This window comes from Allobaculum sp. JKK-2023 (assembly GCF_034745455.1).
Lineage (GTDB): Bacteria > Bacillota_I > Bacilli_A > Erysipelotrichales > Erysipelotrichaceae > Allobaculum.
Window position 1 is genome coordinate 996,061 of record NZ_JAYERV010000003.1, and the last position, 16,914, is coordinate 1,012,974.

Here is a 16,914-nt window from a genome sequence, read left to right on the forward strand (position 1 = left end):
TCCAGACCCACCATCAAAAATTGGATAAGCCAAAGTTTTTCTTCATTCAGCGAACTTCCCTTCCGGATTTTTCTCTTTGGCCGGTAAAAAACGGCTTTTGAGTTCTTCGATTAACAGTGAAGCCACTGGCGTAAAAACCTGATACTTTTTCCAGATGATATACATCGGCACCAGCAGTTCCGGTTCAAGCGGACGGAAGCACAAATCGCTCAGTTCATCGGTATTGACCAGGCCATCGAAGGTCAGCGCATAGCCAAATCCTTCCTGGACCATGATGGCGGCATTGAAAACCAGATCATACGTTGCCACAAAATTCATATCCGCAAACGTATCCCCAAGCCAGGCCGCCATTTCCGCCTGTAAAGCCTGACGAGAACACATCAATGGCAGTCCTTTGAGATCTTCAACCTGAATGGTTTTCTTTTGGGCCAACGGGCTGGTTTTTGGCAGAACCAATCCCCATTTATCCCTATACGGCAGCTTCAGGCCATTGTATTTGGTTGGGTCCATTTCTTCGACCACAATCGCAAAGTCCAGAATCCCCTGATCCAGATGCTCAATCACCGATTCGGTTCCGCCACTGTAGAGATGGTAGCGGATGTTGGGATATTCCTCATTCAGACTGGCGGCTGCGTGCATCACACAGCCAATCCCCTGCGACTCGGCACAGCCAATCCGGATATCCCCGCCATTGATTTCGTCGAGCGCCTTGAATTCATCGGCGGTTTTATCCACCAGGTCAAGAATCTCTGAAGCGCGCCGGCGCAGCAGTCTTCCCTCTTCAGTCAGCGTAATTTTGGAACTGCCGCGGATAAACAGTTTCTTGCCCAGTTCTTCTTCCAGTTCTTTAAGCTGGCGGGAAAGGGTAGGCTGAGAGATATACAGCCGCTCAGCTGCTCTGGTGATATTTTCTTCTCTGGCTACCGCCAGGAAATAGCGCAGGACGCGGATTTCCATAGATTGATCTCCTTCTTCACTCTTTTTAGAAAGAATGCTGCTTCTTATCGTATTCATTTTCTGCATGGTCCTTCATAGGAATCCGGTATTTCCAGTCTTCTGTATTTTTTCGTAAGCTAAAGGCACAGACAAGGAGAATCCCATATGAATCCCAATCAAGATAAAGTCACATTAGAAACAGTTATTGCCGGTTTTCAGGAAGGCAACCAGATTCCCCGTACTCCAGAGCGCGCTGCCAGATTCAACGAAATCTGCCAGGAAAACCTGAAGCTGCAAATGGAACTGAACTCAACTTACCATACGCCCGAAGAAATCATCCAGCTGATGGAGCAGATCACCGGCCATTCTGTTGATGAATCCTTTCACCTGTTTCCGCCTTTTTATACCGACTTTGGAAAAAACATCCAGTTTGGTCAAAATGTCTTTGTCAATTCCGGCTGTCACTTTCAGGATCAGGGCGGGATCAAGATTGGAGATGGAGTTCTGATTGGTCACAACGTGGTTCTGGCTACCATCAATCATGACCTGGACCCTGCTCAAAACCGCAAAAATCACTATGCTCCGATTACAATCGGTAACCATGTCTGGATTGGCTCCAATGCGACGATCTTATCCGGTGTGACGATTGGAGACTGGGCGGTGGTTGCTGCCGGAGCGGTCGTAACCAGGGACGTCCCGCCAAGAACGATTGTCGGCGGCGTTCCGGCCAAAGTCATCAAAACGATCGACTGATCAGTCTTTCCATTCCCATTCAACCGACTGCCTCTTGCTTTTTGACTTTTTTGGATCCTCGCAGACAATTCATTCCGGTACAGATTACGCAAAATATGTACCGGGATTTCGGGCTTTTCATGGTACGATCAATTTGTCAAAGAAAGAGAAAAGCGAGGAAATCTCTATGTACAAATTAGTTGTCAGCGATCTTGATGAAACCTTATTGACCAGTGAAAAACATGTGGGCCTGAAAACTTGCAAAGCCATACAGCAGGCCAAAAAGCAAGGCACCAAGTTTGTCTGCTCGACCGGCCGCGGGGTGTGCTCCATTCAGGGAACGCTCAAAGAAATCGGCACCTGGAATGAGCCTGGAGAGTATTCGATTTCCTTTAACGGCGGCATGATCACCGAAAACAAGGACAACAAAGTCCTGGCCTTGCAGCCGCTGGATTTTGATCTGGCCAGAGACCTGTTCAATGCTGGTCAGAAGATGAATCTTTGTGTTCATGCCTACACACCCGATGGAGTCTACATTTCCAACATCAATCCGGATGAAGCCAGCTTTTTAAAGGGCCGTATGGAGTACACAGATCTCGAAGACATTGATCAGTTAGCCGGTCAGCCGGTTTTAAAAGTCCTCTTTGAAAACAGCGATTTTGAATCCCTCAAGCCCATTCCTGCCAGGATTCACGCTTTAAGTGACCAGTGCGAGGTCTCCTTCTCTTCCAACCGCTATGTGGAATTCAATCCAAAAGGCATCAATAAAGGCTCGGGCCTGCGCAAGCTCGCCCAGATTCTGGGCATCGACCTGGCCGAAACCATCGGCATTGGCGACCATCTCAATGATGCGGCCATGATTGAAGCCGCGGGCCTTGGTGTTGGCGTAGCCAATGTCTACAAAGATGTCCTCCCGCTTTGCGATGTGGTAACCAGCCGCGACCATAACCACGATGCCGTGGCTGAAGTTCTCGAAACCTACGTTCTTTAACCTTCAGAAACTGCCGGCCATCAAATCTTTTTCATCCTTTTGAATTTTTGATGGATTTCCAGATGCAAATCTTTTCCCTTTTCGGATCAGATCTCTTTTGGGATCGGATCTCTGGCTGCAGCCTTCCCATTCTGCCTTCCATTTTCATCAAAGCTTTCTGATGATTTGCCATAAACATCGAAGCCGCCCGCCTGGGCGGCTTTTGAATGTGGTGGGGTTTGCGGGCGGAGAATTCTTCCTGAGATTTTCTAGTCCTTCTTTCTGGTATGGGCGCGGCCATATGGTTCTTTGTCAGAAAACTCGCGGACCACTTCAATGTCTTCCAGAATATATGGGGTGGTCTGGTAGACGATATAGTTGATCCAGTTGGCAAAAAACAGGTTGGCAGAAGAACGCCATGAGACTTCTGGGGCTTTGGTGTCATCGTCATTTGGATAGTAGTTTTCCGGAACCGCAATGGGCAGGCCGGCATTCTTATCACGAAGGTATTCTTTTTCCAGTGTGCGCTGATCATATTCAGAATGGCCAGTAATAAAGATCTGTCTTCCGCCTTCCGTGGACATCGCATACAGACCTGCCTGGGGAGAAGAAGCCAGAATTTTCAGCTGGTCAACGGCTTCAACATCTTTGCGGTCCAAAGTGATATGACGGGAGTGCGGAACCATGAACGTATCATCAAACCCGCGAAACAGAATTGAAGACTTGCGTTCAACATGGTGTTTGAAGACGCCAAACAATTTAGCTGGCAGCGGCTTTTTGTCAATGCCGTAATGATAGTAAAGCCCCGCAAACGCGCCCCAGCAGATATGGAGGGTGGAATAGACATGCGTCAAAGACCAGTCCATGATCTGGCAGAGTTCCGGCCAGTATTCAACCTCTTCATAACTGAGGTGTTCCAATGGAGCTCCGGTAATGATCAGGCCATCGTAGTACTGGTCTTTGATGGAATCAAAGGTGGTATAGAAATGGGCCATGTGCTCCTGAGAAACATGGGTGGAAGTATGGGTATCCATCTTGAGCAGATCGAGTTCGATCTGTAAGGGCGTATTGCCAATCAGGCGGACAATCTGCGTTTCCGTTTCGATTTTGGTTGGCATCAGATTGAGCAGCAGAATATGCAGCGGGCGAATATCCTGCGTGAGCGCCCGCTTTTCAGTCATGACAAAGATATTCTCGTCAATCAGCGTCTGGGTGGCAGGCAGTTGTTCAGGAATTTTAATCGGCATGGGTTCAGCTTCCTTTCTTTGTTCAGTTTTCTCTTATTTCTGTTTCTTGGCTTTCTATTTCTTGGCGTTTATTCCGGCATTTTCGGTTCGTTCATTTAGATCCCTGGGCGCCTTTTCGGCTGCCTGTGAATCGTTTCAACTTGGTCTCTTTTTTGGTCTTTCGTGCAGATGAAAGTCCAGTGTGAAAAAATACCCGTCCACAATGAACGGGCGATGTTTTTTCGGTTGAATCAGGCGCTGGCATCAATCGAATCAAGAGCCTGGGAAATATCCGCAATCAGATCTTTGGAATCTTCCAGACCACAGGAGAAGCGAACCAGATCTGGATAAATTCCAGCGGCTGTCAGTTCTTCTTCTGTCATCTGGCGGTGGGTCGTGCTGGCCGGATGCAAAACGCAAGTTCTGGCATCCGCTACATGGGTTTCAATGGCGGCCAGTTTTAAGGCGCCCATGAATTGTTCAGCTGCTTTGCGGCCGCCCTTTAAGCGGAAGGAGACAACGCCGCATCCGCCATTGGGCAGATATTTCTGGCCCAGTTCATAGTAGCGATCTTCTGGCAGGCCTGAGTAGAAGACTTCGAAAACCCGTGGATCCCTGGACAGGAATTCAGCAACCGCCTGACCATTTTCAACGTGGCGGGGCATGCGGACATGCAAAGACTCCAGGCCGAGGTTGAGATAAAACGCATTCTGCGGCGACTGGATACAGCCAAAATCACGCATGAGCTGCGCCGTGGCTTTGGTAATAAAGGCTCCTTCTTTGCCAAATTTTTCGGCATAGGTAATGCCATGATAACTGTCATCGGGTGTCGTCAGGCCGGGGAATTTTTCAGCATGGGCCATCCAGTCAAAGTTGCCGCTATCGACAATCGCACCGCCGACAGCCGCTCCATGACCATCCATATATTTCGTTGTCGAATGGGTAACGATATCGGCACCCCATTCAAATGGGCGGCAGTTGACTGGGGTTGCAAAGGTATTGTCGATAATGAGCGGAATGCCATTGTCATGGGCCGCTTTGGCAAATTTTTCAATGTCCAGAACGGTCAACGCCGGGTTCGCAATGGTTTCGCCAAAAATGGCTTTCGTATTCGGGCGAATGGCCGCCTGAATTTCTTCTAAAGAGGCATCCGGATCTACAAAGGTAAAATCAATCCCCATCTTTTTCATGGTGACCGCAAACAAGTTGTAAGTCCCTCCATAAATACTCGAAGAACTGACCACATGATCCCCTGCACTGGCAATGTTGAAAATTGCAAGCAGATTGGCCGCCTGGCCGCTGCTTGTTAACATGGCCGCCGTTCCGCCTTCCAGTTCGGCAATTTTAGCAGCTACGGCATCATTGGTCGGGTTCTGAAGACGGGTATAGAAATAGCCCGAATCTTCCAGATCAAACAACCGGCCCATGGCTTCGCCGGTATCATATTTAAATGTCGTGGATTGAACAATGGGAACCTGGCGGGGTTGCCCAGATCCGGGACGGTATCCGCCCTGGACGGCCTGTGTTCCTTTTCCATATGTCTTCATACTCAAAAACCTTCTTTCTACAAGAGTCTCTTCAAAGAGAATTGTTCCAAGTCTATCAAATTTGAAAAATTTTACAAAATTTTGACCTTCCGATGAAATATTTTTCATCAATTTATGCGATCAGTGTGTTTTTTGTCGGAAAGTGATGGAAAAAGAACCAAGGCAGTCCAGCCCGGCTGTTTTTCATTGCACAAAAAAAGCTGATCCCCGTTAAAGAGACCAGCGTAATTTCAGATTTCAGGATTCATTTCTTTTGGGATGGATTTCATATGTTAGGCAAGGATACCCCATCCAAATTGAGAAGCAGTTTGGGTGGGGTCATTGACGTCCCTTTCTGAACTTTGGTGGTTGGATTTTCATTTCTGGATTTCGGCATTTGAATCCGGCGCCTGATGCTCATCCGTCCTGGCAGAAACACTGCTGTGGGCAGTGGTGGAACTGGATGCGTTTGTCTTGGCGGCATTGTTCCATTTTTTGCGTCTGAGTCGGCGGCCTGTGGTATGGGAAGAAGGCAAATTGCCCATGATGGAAATCATGCCGCCATCTCCCTCAGAAACGCCCTGCCAGATATTGGCAGCCCCGCGGGTAATCTTCTTTGTGGTTCTGGTGGCTCCATGCTGGAGAAAGAGAACCAGTTTCAAAACTGCACTGACCACCATCATCCCAAAGACAAGCATACCGGCAATGGCCATGGCGTCCAGAAACCGTCCCAGACCGACATATAACCGTCCTTCCAGAAAAGCAGTCATCATCTGGAAAACAGTTCCTCCAGGAACCAATGGAATCAAAGCCGGAACCAGGAACATGGTATCCGGTTCATGACGCAGTTTGGAAAACAGACTGGCGGCCAGCGTAAAGCCAGCTGCGCCATAGAAACTGGCGGACAGTACTGTCATCCCCAGCTCCACGCAAAGCTGATAGACAAACGAGCCAATCCCGCCGGTTACGCCAGCTAAAAGCAGCGTCGTTTTCGATGTGATGTTATAGAGAACACCAAAGCCGATGGCCGCTAATGTGCCGCCAAAAAAAGCCTGTAATAAGATCATCGTCATACTCGTTACCTCTACAGCAGGGTCAGGGCGATCGCTGAACCCATCGCAATGCTGACGCCGACAAGCAGAGCTTCGGTCAGACGGCTGATGCCGGAAACATAGTTGCCCGAGACAGTATCCCGCAATGAGTTTGTCAGCGTCATTCCCGGAACCAGCAGCATCAAAACGGAAAGCAGCATCTTATCAAAATGTGTTCCCGCCAGGCCAAGCGCCGCCAGCTTGCAGGCAATCGTCGCAATAAAGGCTTCACATAAAATCTTTAAGAATCGGTTGATCTGATAGCGGTCAAACCAGTTGCCGACCAGCTGCACCAGCGCCCCAATTAAAAAGACGCAGGCAATACCTGGCAGTGTTTCATAAAAGAAAAACCCAAAGCCTCCTGCTCCAATGGACGCAAATAAAACGGTCTGCCAGGGTTTAAATTTTGGGGCTTCGACAATCTTTTCCAGTCTTTTGGCAACTGTCAGGGGAGTCTGCGGATGCCTGGAAAGATCGTGAGCCAGGGCATTGATCTGACGAAGTCTTGACAGATTATTTGAAATTCCATAAATCCGGACGATTTTTGTGGCAAACTGACTGCCGCTTGAAACGGTCACCATGATGCCAGTCAGAATGGCAAATGGTGTTACCTGATCGATTTTGTCAAAAGACTTTCCGATTTTCTGCATCAGGTATTCAACGCGCTCGACTTCACCTCCGCACTCGAGCAGCAGCTTTCCTGTGTAGGCAATGACACCGCAGCATTCATCCAGATACAGTCGCAAAGCCGCATCTTCCTGCTTGACTGTGCTCTTTGCAGAGTAATTGGGTGCAGAAGGGTGAATGGCTTTGGACTGAAGTGTTGATTCTTCCATAAAACAACCTCACTCGTATCCATTTCTGTTTATTTTTTATCTTCAATTACCTGTATCTTAACATAAAGGTTTGAAATTCCCTGACCGCATAAATGAACGGTTTTTGAATGAAAAGACGAGTCTCGATTCGAATCAAATATCAATCAGAGCATGAATTTTCTGCTTGGATCCTCCATCCAGGACCCAGGCAGAGATTCCAATTTTTGCTTTTCAAAGTCTTTGCAACGAAGCTTCAACAAATCATACCTCCCGATTTCGATTGCCTTTAACCATCCAGAATTCATTGGATGGAGGGCGAGATCATGCGGTCAAGGATGCCGTTTTGTTTCCTGTTTTCTTAGGACAGGGACTGCCTTCTCTTTTCTGGTGCAGTTTTTCTACCCAATCTAAATTTGATGGTTTCCAGCCCTTCCTGCAAAAATTGACAGTCAAATCCTTAGAAAAAGACATTTTCGAACATTCAAATCTGCGATACTATAAATCAAGAAAGCGGTTGCAGTTTTATCTGCTATCCCGTTTGCCTGCTGTTTAAAAAAGAACAGACCGATAAGAGAAAGAGGTAATATTTTATGGTTAATCGTTTTGTCCTGAATGGCATTTCGTATCACGGAAAAGGTGCCATCGAGGAAATTCCCGGCATCATCAAAGCCAAAGGCTTCAAAAAAGCATTCATCGCTTCCGATCCGGATCTGGTTAAATTTGGCGTGACTAAGAAAGTCACCGACCTGCTCGATGCCAACAGCATGGACTATGTGATCTACTCTGAAATCAAGCCAAACCCAACCATCGAAAACGTAAAAGATGGTGTGGCTGCCTATAAAGAATCCGGTGCGGATTACATGATCACCATTGGCGGCGGCTCGTCTATGGATACAGGAAAAGCCATCGGGATTATCATCAACAACCCGGAATTCGAAGATGTTCGCTCCCTCGAAGGTGTTGCTCCAACCAAAAACCCAACAGTCTTCACCATCGCTGTTCCAACGACAGCCGGAACAGCTGCCGAAGCAACCATCAACTACGTCATCACGGATACCGAAAAGAAACGTAAATTCGTTTGCGTTGATGTCAATGACATTCCAAACGTAGCCATTGTTGACCCTGACATGATGTCCACCATGCCGAAAGGCCTGAGTGCTGCTACGGGTATGGATGCCCTGACTCATGCCATTGAAGGCTATACCACGGCTGCTGCCTGGGAGCTGGCTGACTGCCTGAACCTGGAAGCCATCAAACTGATTTCCGCTAACCTGCGCAAAGCGGTTGAAAATGATCCAGAAGGGCGCGAAGGCATGGCTTTAGGTCAGTTCGTTACCGGCATGGCCTTCTCCAATGTTGGTCTGGGAATTGCCCACTCCATGGCCCATACGCTGGGCGCTGTTTATGACACGCCGCATGGTGTTGCCTGCGCAATGATGCTGCCAATCGTAATGGAATACAATCAGGAAGCCACTGGCGATAAATTCAAACATATCGCTGAGGCAATGGGCGTCGATACAACAGGCATGTCCGTTGATGAATATCGCAAAGCGGCCATCGATGCGGTGAAAGCCCTGTCCAAAGACGTTGGCATTCCAGAAAAACTGCCCGCCTTAAAAGAAGAAGATCTCGACTTTCTTGCCGCTTCTGCTTATGCGGATGCATGCCGTCCAGGAAACCCGAAAGAAACCAGCGAAGCGGATATGAAGGAACTCTTCCGCAAACTGATGTAATTTCGATCGATCATTCTGCTTTCTTTGTTCGCGTATTTCAGATGCAGCGCAGGAGAAGGACTTCCCTTCTCCTGTTTTTGTTGTTTGTTCCTGTCGTTCCTGTTGCTCTTTTCTTGTCAGTGAACAATTCAGCTTTAGTCTTTAAACCGGATTGAATTTGAAATACAGGCGCTTTATTCTTTTCCTGATAAGAAGTGATAAGAAGTGGTTTTTAGAAAGTGATTTTCATTGACCAGTATCGGCAGCATACCGATACAAGGAGGCACATGATGAAAAAAACATCTCCGCTCGGTTTAATCCCTGTGTTATTGATTCAGATGGTGTTGATTCTTATGCAGTGGCGCCAGCAGCAATATCTGATCGCATTCTGTATTGGATATGCCTGGTGCTGCATTTTAACTGTTTATATTCCTCAAACGTATCGACACACTCGAATCTGTCTTCAGGTTTTGATGGCGGTGACTGGATGCGGACTGACGTACTTGATTTTTGCCCAGGATCATCCGGCATCAATGGCTGACTGGTGCGGCGTGGTGATGGTGTGGATCGGAATCCTTTATATGGTTCTGCTTTCGCGTGTTGAAACCCGCCGAAACCGCAAAAAAGCTGACTCAAAAACGAACGAAGACAAAGTGGTCGTAAATCGGTGACTCTGTGCTTTTCGGCCTGATCGACTGGTCTGACTGCTCTGGTCGAACTGGTCTCATCTGGCTGGCAGCCGGAAACAAAGCCTCGAACTCAGAACCGATAAAAATCCCCTTCAATAAATGAGTAGAATTTGTCCTCGGAAGGATAAAATGTACTCATCCCTGTCTGCGAACAGTGTTCGGCATTAGCCGGCGGTCGAAGGGTTAAATTGAATGGTGACCCAAAGCTTTGTCTTTTGGACTCCACTCTGAATCTTCAATCTTATCTAAGTCCCGCTTTACGCACCGCACTTTCCGGGGAAAGTACAGCTTGTAATTTTAAGGGGCATACCCCAATCTCGCAGAATTGGTCCCCCTCAAAGCCCGTCCGGCGCGGTACAGGCCTGAGTTTTAAGAAACCCGAAGATTTCACAAAACAGCTCCGGCCGGGCTTGATGAAAGCTCGGACAGTCATTATGGCTGTCTATTCATTTGTTTACTTGGTTAGTTAGTTAGTTAGGGAGTTATGGTGTTACTTGACTGGTTACTTGTTTTGTTTCTTGTTTTACTTCTTGTTTTGTTTCTTGTTTTGTTTCTTGTTTTGTTGCCTGCTGATTCTTTAACTGCTCGATTCTCTCTTCATAAAGCTTCTTAATGCTCTCTCGGGGAGTCCATTTGGTGATTTCCGGATGATTCTCATAAATCCATACAAGATTGGACGCCGCATTGATATCGGCGTTCATTTCTTTGTGCACAGGACAAAACGCCTTTTCATGAGCTGATTTGTCGCGGGTAACTTTTGCTCCACAGATGTGGCAGTACTGGGAACTGTAGGCCTGGTTGACATACGAGACTCCGATCTCCTTCAGGCCGGCTTTGTATTCGATTCTCTCCTGCAGGACGCCATACATCCACTCCGAAAGCAGGCGGTTCATTCGCTTATACTTGCTGGCCGCCCCTCGGATATCCAGATCTTCCATTACAATATGACCGATACTCTGGTCTGTCTTCAGGACCAAAGCGATTTCTTCGTTGATCAGGCATTCCAGATGGGCCTGGATCTTTCTGGACTGGCGGGCAAAGGACTTTCTACCACGGGTATTGTTCTTTCTGATCCTTTCTGCCTTGCGCAAAAGCGAGTATGTTCGTTCTTCGCAGGCTTTCTTTTCCTGAGGGGAAAGATCTGGCTTTTTAGAGGCAAACTTCTCCTGGTCAGCCTGCTTTAAAAGATTTTTTCTTCGATCCCGCATTCGGTTTCTCTGAACTCCTCGGGCACTCAGAAAATCAGAAGCAGGATAAAAGCATTCTTTGTAAGTTCTTTGGTCTAAGGTTTCAGCCGCCTTGCTCTTGTTTTTGAACAACGCCTGCTTTTTATCTTCAGTTTTCTTCTTTTTAAGTTCAGCAGATAAAATATCATTGGAAGTGCTGAGCAAAGAAGTAATTCCAGCATCTACGCCAACGTTCTTCTCTGACTTGGAAGGATGGTTTCTTACTTCGACAAGTCTCTGGAAGACCAGACGGTTTTTTTCACGGTCATAGAGCACAGTAAGGTTGCCTCTGGTCTTTTCTTTTTTGGATGTATAGAAAATCCCCCGGAGTTTGACTTCAAATGGCTCCTGGTTTCCTAACCCCATCAGCTGAATGATTGTTGTATTCTCTTCATGACGGATTGTATAACCGTTTTTGTCAATTTTCATCCAGCTGCCTTTGTTGGTATGAACTGGTTTATGGTACTGTCGATACCTTCTTGCCGCATGAGTGAGAAGCCGGTGGATTCTGACAGAATCGCATTTTTTCAGGCGGCCAGCGATATCTTTATTGGAAATCTCCAGAGGCTCAAACCGATGATTTCGAATGATTGGTTTAAACAGCGAAGGCGTCTTGACCACATAAAATACAACTGAGGCTTCTTGGGCATTCATCTTGTACTTCGTATAGAGTTCATCCTTGATACGGCGGATGATCTCTTCCTCCATGGATTTACGGTTTGTGATGATAGACTGCATAGCACATGTCCAGAGCCATGAAGGAAGCATTCCCTTTGGAAAAGAAATACCCGTCAATTTAGCTACGTGATTGGTCGTATCTTTAAGAAGCTGTCGTTTTTCAGCGCGGATTTGGTCCCGGCACTTTTTCCAGGACTTTCCCATCAACTCAATGGAACAGCCAAAAGGAGCAAGAAGGTTATAGGTTTCTCTCCAGGCGAGAAATAAGTTATCTGCCTGTCTGCTCTGGTTTTTGTCCAGTCTGACGGACACCATCTGAATTGTTTTTTTTCGATCGACTCATCTTCCTTGTCCTCCTTGAGCAGTTTCCTGGTTTCTTCAATTATTTTCTTATTCGGATCTTGTGCGATGTTTGTTCTAAGACTTTGCTTTCAAGTGATTATGAAAATTTTCAATCTTCCATTAATGACTCGTTGGTATAGAAATCACTCCTATGTCTATTGGGCAGATTACTTATGAAATTTTTTCAAAATTGTGAAACAAACTATTCGGAACAAACATTGCTCAAGATCTCTTATTCTTGTTGCTGCATGAACCATATAAGCGGCCAGAAAAAACAGTAATGATGGCAATCAGGTCGTCTGTGAGTTCCGTTGATGATCACAATTTCTGTCTCCATCTTTTTGGCAAGATATTCAACCAGTTCAAAGCCGAAACGCAGCAGGCGGTCTTTGTGGGTAATGACAATGTGGCTGACTTTTCTGTTTATAAGCAGATCTATCAGTTTAAACAGACCTGGCTTTTTGTAATTCATTCCAGATCCAATATCCTCAATAATCTGGTATTGCCAGCCCTGCTTCTGCATATAGATCTCAACAACATCTGCCTGCCTTTCCAGGTCCGCCATTCTTTTCTTTGTAGAAACACGGCAATAACCAATGGCGGTTCTTTGCGACTTTTCTGGAGTCTTCCCAAGATAGACATCCAGCTCTTCAGAATCAAACATATAATGGCCGCCAATAGAAAGATGATAAGGCAGGTTATCAGTTTTGATCATTCTGTACAAAGTATGTCTGGTAACTCCAAAATACTGGCAGACCTGCGCGCTTTCTATTTCTATATTTATTGTACATCAGACGCAAAATTTATTGTACATCAGACGCAAAAAATGCGCAATAAAAAGACCGAAAACGCATTTATTTTATTTATCCAGATAGGCCTGACAAATGTCCCTTTCATGGTCAAGTTGACTAAAAACGTTCGCAATTAATGATCGTAACAAACTCTAAAATGTTGATTTCAGGCGTAAACGTTCATATATAACAGACAAAAATTTCTTTTAACGCTTTTGTCGGTCGCATCTTATCCATTATTGAATCTCAAAAGCATCTTTCAGAGGGCTTTCATCCCCATGGCAAGCCATGGCGTATTCGCCTAGCTTGATAACAAAGGACATGTTGGTGACGATGGACATGCAAAGAATAGTGGACAGGTGAAAAATGGAAGATGAGCCGATAACGGAATTTCAATCATTTAGCCCTTATTATTTTAAAATTGCCTTATTTATCCAACTGTTAAATCCCGTCTCTCTATCAGAAAGGACTTCATTTCAGATAGAGGGGCGGGATCTTTCTGGTGGGATTTCAGAGGATTAAGCGGGATTGCCTCGTATGCCTATTTATGCCTATTGGATAGAACCATCGAGTTTGCCGAGTTTTTCAATGCGGCGGATGTGGTTGGCTCCCTGGGAAAATGGTGTAGTCAGGTAAGTGTGAACGATATCCTTAGCCGTTTCAAGTCCAGTGGTGCGAGCTCCCATGGCTAACATGTTGGCGTCGTTGTGTTCACGCGTCAGGCGGGCATCCGTCACGTCCTTGCATAAGCCGCAGCGAATTCCAGGAACTTTGTTTGCGGCAATGCTGATGCCAATGCCGGTTCCGCAGATGACGATTCCACAATCTGCATCGCCATTGATGACGGCATCAGCTGCTTTTTTCGCATAGTCAGGATAGTCGACGCTGTCGTTGGTGTCGGTTCCAAAGTTGAGAACTTCATAGCCTTCATTCTCTAGCATCTTGACGATTTCTTTTTTCATATCGGTCGCCGCATGGTCGTTGGCGATTGCAACTTTTTTCATAACTTTCGGTCTCCTTTTATCGTTACTGTGTCTTCCCTATTTTCGCACAACTGTTCAGCCTGGGTGGTATTTCTCTTCGTTCCAGCCGCCTTTTTTAGATTTCTAGTCTTTTTGTCTATTCTCAATAGCTTCAAGTTGATCATTCATGGACAAAAACAAGGGGGTTTCAGTGTGAAACTGTCGGTTTTTTCACGCTTTTTCAAAAAATTATGAAAATCGTTTACAACATTTCTTTCCATCCCTTATCTCGGTGCCTATACTAGTGAAGTCACGAAATTACAAATAAGGAGGACTTATGGCAGACCTTAACGCATTGTACGAAACTGTCAAAAAAAGAAATCCCAATGATCCAGAATTCTTACAGGCTGTAGAAGAAGTCTTTGAATCTCTGAAAGTCATTCAGGATAAAAAACCAGAACTGCTCGACGAGGGCGTTCTTGAAAGACTGGTTGAACCAGATCGTCAGATCATGTTCCGTGTTCCATGGGTGGATGACCAGGGCAAAACGCAGGTCAACCGTGGTTACCGCGTTCAGTTTAACAACGCAATCGGCCCTTATAAAGGCGGATTACGTTTCCACCCAAGTGTAAACATCTCCATCATTAAGTTCCTTGGTTTTGAACAGGTATTCAAAAACTCCCTGACTACCCTGCCCATGGGCGGCGGCAAAGGCGGATCTGACTTTGATCCAAAAGGAAAATCCGATGCAGAAGTTATGCGTTTCTGTCAGTCATTCATGACAGAACTCTACAAATACATTGGTCCAAACACAGACGTTCCGGCTGGCGACATCGGCGTGGGCGGCCGCGAGATCGGCTACATGTTTGGCCAGTACAAGAAAATTACCAACGAATGGTCTGGTGTTCTAACCGGTAAAGGTCTTTCCTACGGGGGATCCCTTGTTCGAACTGAAGCGACCGGCTATGGCTTATGCTACTTCACAGAAGCTCTGCTTAACGATAAAGGCACAAGTTTCGAGGGTAAAACAGTCGCTCTTTCCGGTTCCGGAAACGTTGCGATCTATGCCTGCCAGAAAGCGCAGCAGTTAGGCGCCCTGGTTGTTACGATGTCTGACTCCAATGGTTCGATCTATGATCCAAACGGAATTGATCTGGCCGCTGTCAAAGAAATCAAGGAAGTTCGCCGTGGACGCATCAAAGAATATGTCGAAACGCATCCTGATGCTGTCTATATGGAAGGCAAACGTCCATGGTCTGTTCCTTGCGATATCGCACTTCCATGCGCTACCCAGAACGAACTCGACCTCGAAGATGCAAAAGAACTTGTTGAACACAAAGTCTTCTGCGTGTGCGAAGGGGCAAACATGCCAACGACTCCAGATGCCATTCACTATCTGATGAGCCATGGTGTTTACTATGCTCCAGGTAAAGCATCCAATGCTGGTGGTGTTGCCTGCTCCGGTCTGGAAATGAGCCAGAACGCTGAACATTTAAGCTGGACTTTCGATAAAGTCGATGAAATGTTAAAAGGCATCATGGTAGGCATCTTCAACAACTGCAAGAACACGGCAGCTGAATTCGGTCATCCTGATGAATATGTCATCGGTGCCAACATTGCCGGATTCCTGAAAGTTGCACAAGCCATGAAAGCACAGGGCTGCTGCTAAGAATTGGCCAGTCCATAAAGGAAACAATCAAATTTTTAAAACAAAAGCGGCTCCGGCCGCTTTTTGTTTTGTTCAAAAGTTATCAAAAAACGTTTGACTTTGTTCTCTTGCTTTCAAGCATGGAAAATTCTCTTTCTGCTACACTGAAACTGATCAAAGAACTGTCTGCTGATCTGAAGATAAGAATGGAAAGAACGGGGATTGACCAGATCGATGAATTCGGGGCAATCAAACAAAAAACGCGGATTGAAATCTTGAATCTGGCCTGATCCTTCTTGATCAATAAAAAGGCCGTAAAACGAAAAAGTCGTAAAACGAAAAAAAGCCATAAAACGGCAAAAGAGGCCACAAACTTCACCAGCAGCAGGATGGAGGAATTTTCATGTTTAAACCTGTCTGGGGCATTATTGGAATCGGCTGGATCGGCTCTGAAATGGCACAAGCCTTACAGAAAGCCGACAAAACCATTCATGCAGCCTGCTCGCGAAACCTTCAAAAAACACAAACTTTCTGTGACAAGTATGGAATCGCCAAAGCCTACACGGACTATCACGATCTGCTTGCCGATCCAGAAATCAATATCGTCTACATTGCCACTCCCCATTCCAACCATTATGAAGTGATGAAAGAAGCGCTTATCGCCGGCAAAAATGTCTTCTGTGAAAAAGCCATCACGGTTAATTCAGACCAGCTGGAAGAATGTGTCGCAATCGCCAATGAAAAAGATCTGGCCATTATGGATGGCGTGACCTTATTCCACATGCCCATCTATGCCAAACTCAAAAATGAAATTCTGCCCAGACTCGGTAAGATCAAGATGATCCAGGTTAATTTTGGATCTTTAAAGGATCCAGATCCAGCCAATCGTTTCTACAGCATGGATCTGGCCGGCGGTGCCTTGCTGGATATTGGTGTCTATGCGATCAGCTTTGCGCGCTATTTCATGAGCAAGAATCCAGAAGTCGTTTTGACAACCATGGAACGCTTTGAAACAGGTGTTGATGAATCCAGCGGGATCTTGCTCAAAAACCCCTCTGGCGAAATTGCGACCATTTCCCTGACCTTCAGAGCCAAACAGCCAAAACGCGGCATGGTTGCCGGCGAAAACGGCTATTTCGAAATCTATAACTTCCCACGCGGCAATGAAGCCATCCTGACGGATCCAGAAGGCCATCAGACAACGATTCAGGATGGAAAGAGTGAAGATGCCCTTCTCTATGAACTCGAAGCCATGGAAGCCTATGCCAGCCATCAGGCTGACTGGAAACCGAATCTGGATAAAATCCGTTCCGTCATGAAAGTGATGACCGATGTGCGTAAACAATGGAATCTGGTTTATCCCTTTGAAAAGTAAACAACTGTTCTTCTGTTCTTCAATCGGCCCGGCCAAGAAAATCTGCCTTTTCTTTGAACCATCGGCTGCTCTTTTGTGTCAGCCAACCGATCCAATCAGGGAGTTCTTAGCCAAAGCTTCCTTTTTTGGGGCATTGGCAGCTCATTCAGGTCATTGATTTGCTTTTACTTTTGGACAGCTTTACGATCTGCCTGT

Annotated in this window: 13 protein-coding genes and 1 pseudogene; 6 read left to right on the forward strand and 8 right to left on the reverse strand. The window is 46.3% G+C overall.

What is annotated here, in order from left to right:
* Positions 1–42 precede the first annotated feature (42 nt).
* Positions 43–957 carry a LysR family transcriptional regulator gene (locus tag U4956_RS04010; protein WP_323089198.1) on the reverse strand — a complete coding sequence of 305 codons (915 nt, stop codon included), beginning with the start codon at positions 955–957 and terminating at the stop codon, positions 43–45.
* A gap of 144 nt (positions 958–1,101) precedes the next feature.
* Here U4956_RS04010 and U4956_RS04015 point away from each other — a divergent pair, with 144 nt between their 5' ends.
* Complete coding sequence (locus tag U4956_RS04015; protein WP_323089199.1) at positions 1,102–1,689, forward strand: DapH/DapD/GlmU-related protein; 588 nt, start codon at positions 1,102–1,104, stop codon at positions 1,687–1,689.
* A gap of 166 nt (positions 1,690–1,855) precedes the next feature.
* Positions 1,856–2,659, forward strand: a complete 804-nt coding sequence (locus tag U4956_RS04020) for a Cof-type HAD-IIB family hydrolase (protein WP_323089201.1) — start codon at positions 1,856–1,858, stop codon at positions 2,657–2,659.
* Between the two features lie 248 nt (positions 2,660–2,907).
* Here U4956_RS04020 and metA read toward each other — a convergent pair whose 3' ends face one another.
* From metA to U4956_RS04040, 4 genes are all read right to left on the reverse strand, one after another.
* Positions 2,908–3,885, reverse strand: a complete 978-nt coding sequence (gene metA, locus U4956_RS04025) for a homoserine O-acetyltransferase MetA (RefSeq protein WP_323089202.1) — start codon at positions 3,883–3,885, stop codon at positions 2,908–2,910.
* A 230-nt stretch (positions 3,886–4,115) separates the two neighbouring features.
* Positions 4,116–5,411: an O-acetylhomoserine aminocarboxypropyltransferase/cysteine synthase family protein gene (locus U4956_RS04030; RefSeq protein ID WP_323089204.1), complete on the reverse strand. Its 1,296-nt coding sequence runs from the start codon at positions 5,409–5,411 to the stop codon at positions 4,116–4,118.
* Between the two features lie 356 nt (positions 5,412–5,767).
* Complete coding sequence (locus U4956_RS04035; RefSeq protein WP_323089206.1) at positions 5,768–6,463, reverse strand: threonine/serine exporter family protein; 696 nt, start codon at positions 6,461–6,463, stop codon at positions 5,768–5,770.
* Between the two features lie 11 nt (positions 6,464–6,474).
* Positions 6,475–7,317: a threonine/serine exporter family protein gene (locus U4956_RS04040; protein WP_323089207.1), complete on the reverse strand. Its 843-nt coding sequence runs from the start codon at positions 7,315–7,317 to the stop codon at positions 6,475–6,477.
* A 569-nt stretch (positions 7,318–7,886) separates the two neighbouring features.
* Between U4956_RS04040 and fucO the strand changes: the two genes are divergently transcribed.
* Positions 7,887–9,029 (forward strand): lactaldehyde reductase, encoded by a 1,143-nt coding sequence (fucO, locus tag U4956_RS04045; protein WP_323089208.1) that lies wholly within the window; start codon positions 7,887–7,889, stop codon positions 9,027–9,029.
* A gap of 269 nt (positions 9,030–9,298) precedes the next feature.
* The gene (locus tag U4956_RS04050) at positions 9,299–9,679 is read left to right on the forward strand and encodes a hypothetical protein (protein ID WP_323089210.1); all 381 of its coding nucleotides are present in this window, start codon (positions 9,299–9,301) and stop codon (positions 9,677–9,679) included.
* A 500-nt stretch (positions 9,680–10,179) separates the two neighbouring features.
* On the opposite strand, the gene U4956_RS04055 is transcribed toward U4956_RS04050, so the two are convergent.
* The 3 genes and pseudogenes from U4956_RS04055 to rpiB all read right to left on the reverse strand — a co-directional run bounded on the left by U4956_RS04055 (position 10,180) and on the right by rpiB (position 13,738).
* Positions 10,180–11,916 (reverse strand): zinc ribbon domain-containing protein, encoded by a 1,737-nt coding sequence (locus tag U4956_RS04055; RefSeq protein WP_323089212.1) that lies wholly within the window; start codon positions 11,914–11,916, stop codon positions 10,180–10,182.
* Positions 11,917–12,165: 249 nt separating this feature from the next.
* Positions 12,166–12,721: pseudogene (locus U4956_RS04060) on the reverse strand (IS607 family transposase).
* A gap of 564 nt (positions 12,722–13,285) precedes the next feature.
* Entirely contained in the window at positions 13,286–13,738 is a 453-nt protein-coding gene (gene rpiB / locus U4956_RS04065; RefSeq protein WP_323089214.1) for a ribose 5-phosphate isomerase B, read from the reverse strand.
* Between the two features lie 295 nt (positions 13,739–14,033).
* Between rpiB and gdhA the strand changes: the two genes are divergently transcribed.
* Both gdhA and U4956_RS04075 read left to right on the forward strand, forming a co-directional pair.
* Positions 14,034–15,365, forward strand: a complete 1,332-nt coding sequence (gene gdhA / locus U4956_RS04070) for an NADP-specific glutamate dehydrogenase (RefSeq protein WP_323089216.1) — start codon at positions 14,034–14,036, stop codon at positions 15,363–15,365.
* A gap of 382 nt (positions 15,366–15,747) precedes the next feature.
* Positions 15,748–16,719 (forward strand): Gfo/Idh/MocA family oxidoreductase, encoded by a 972-nt coding sequence (locus U4956_RS04075; RefSeq protein WP_323089217.1) that lies wholly within the window; start codon positions 15,748–15,750, stop codon positions 16,717–16,719.
* Positions 16,720–16,914 lie beyond the last annotated feature (195 nt).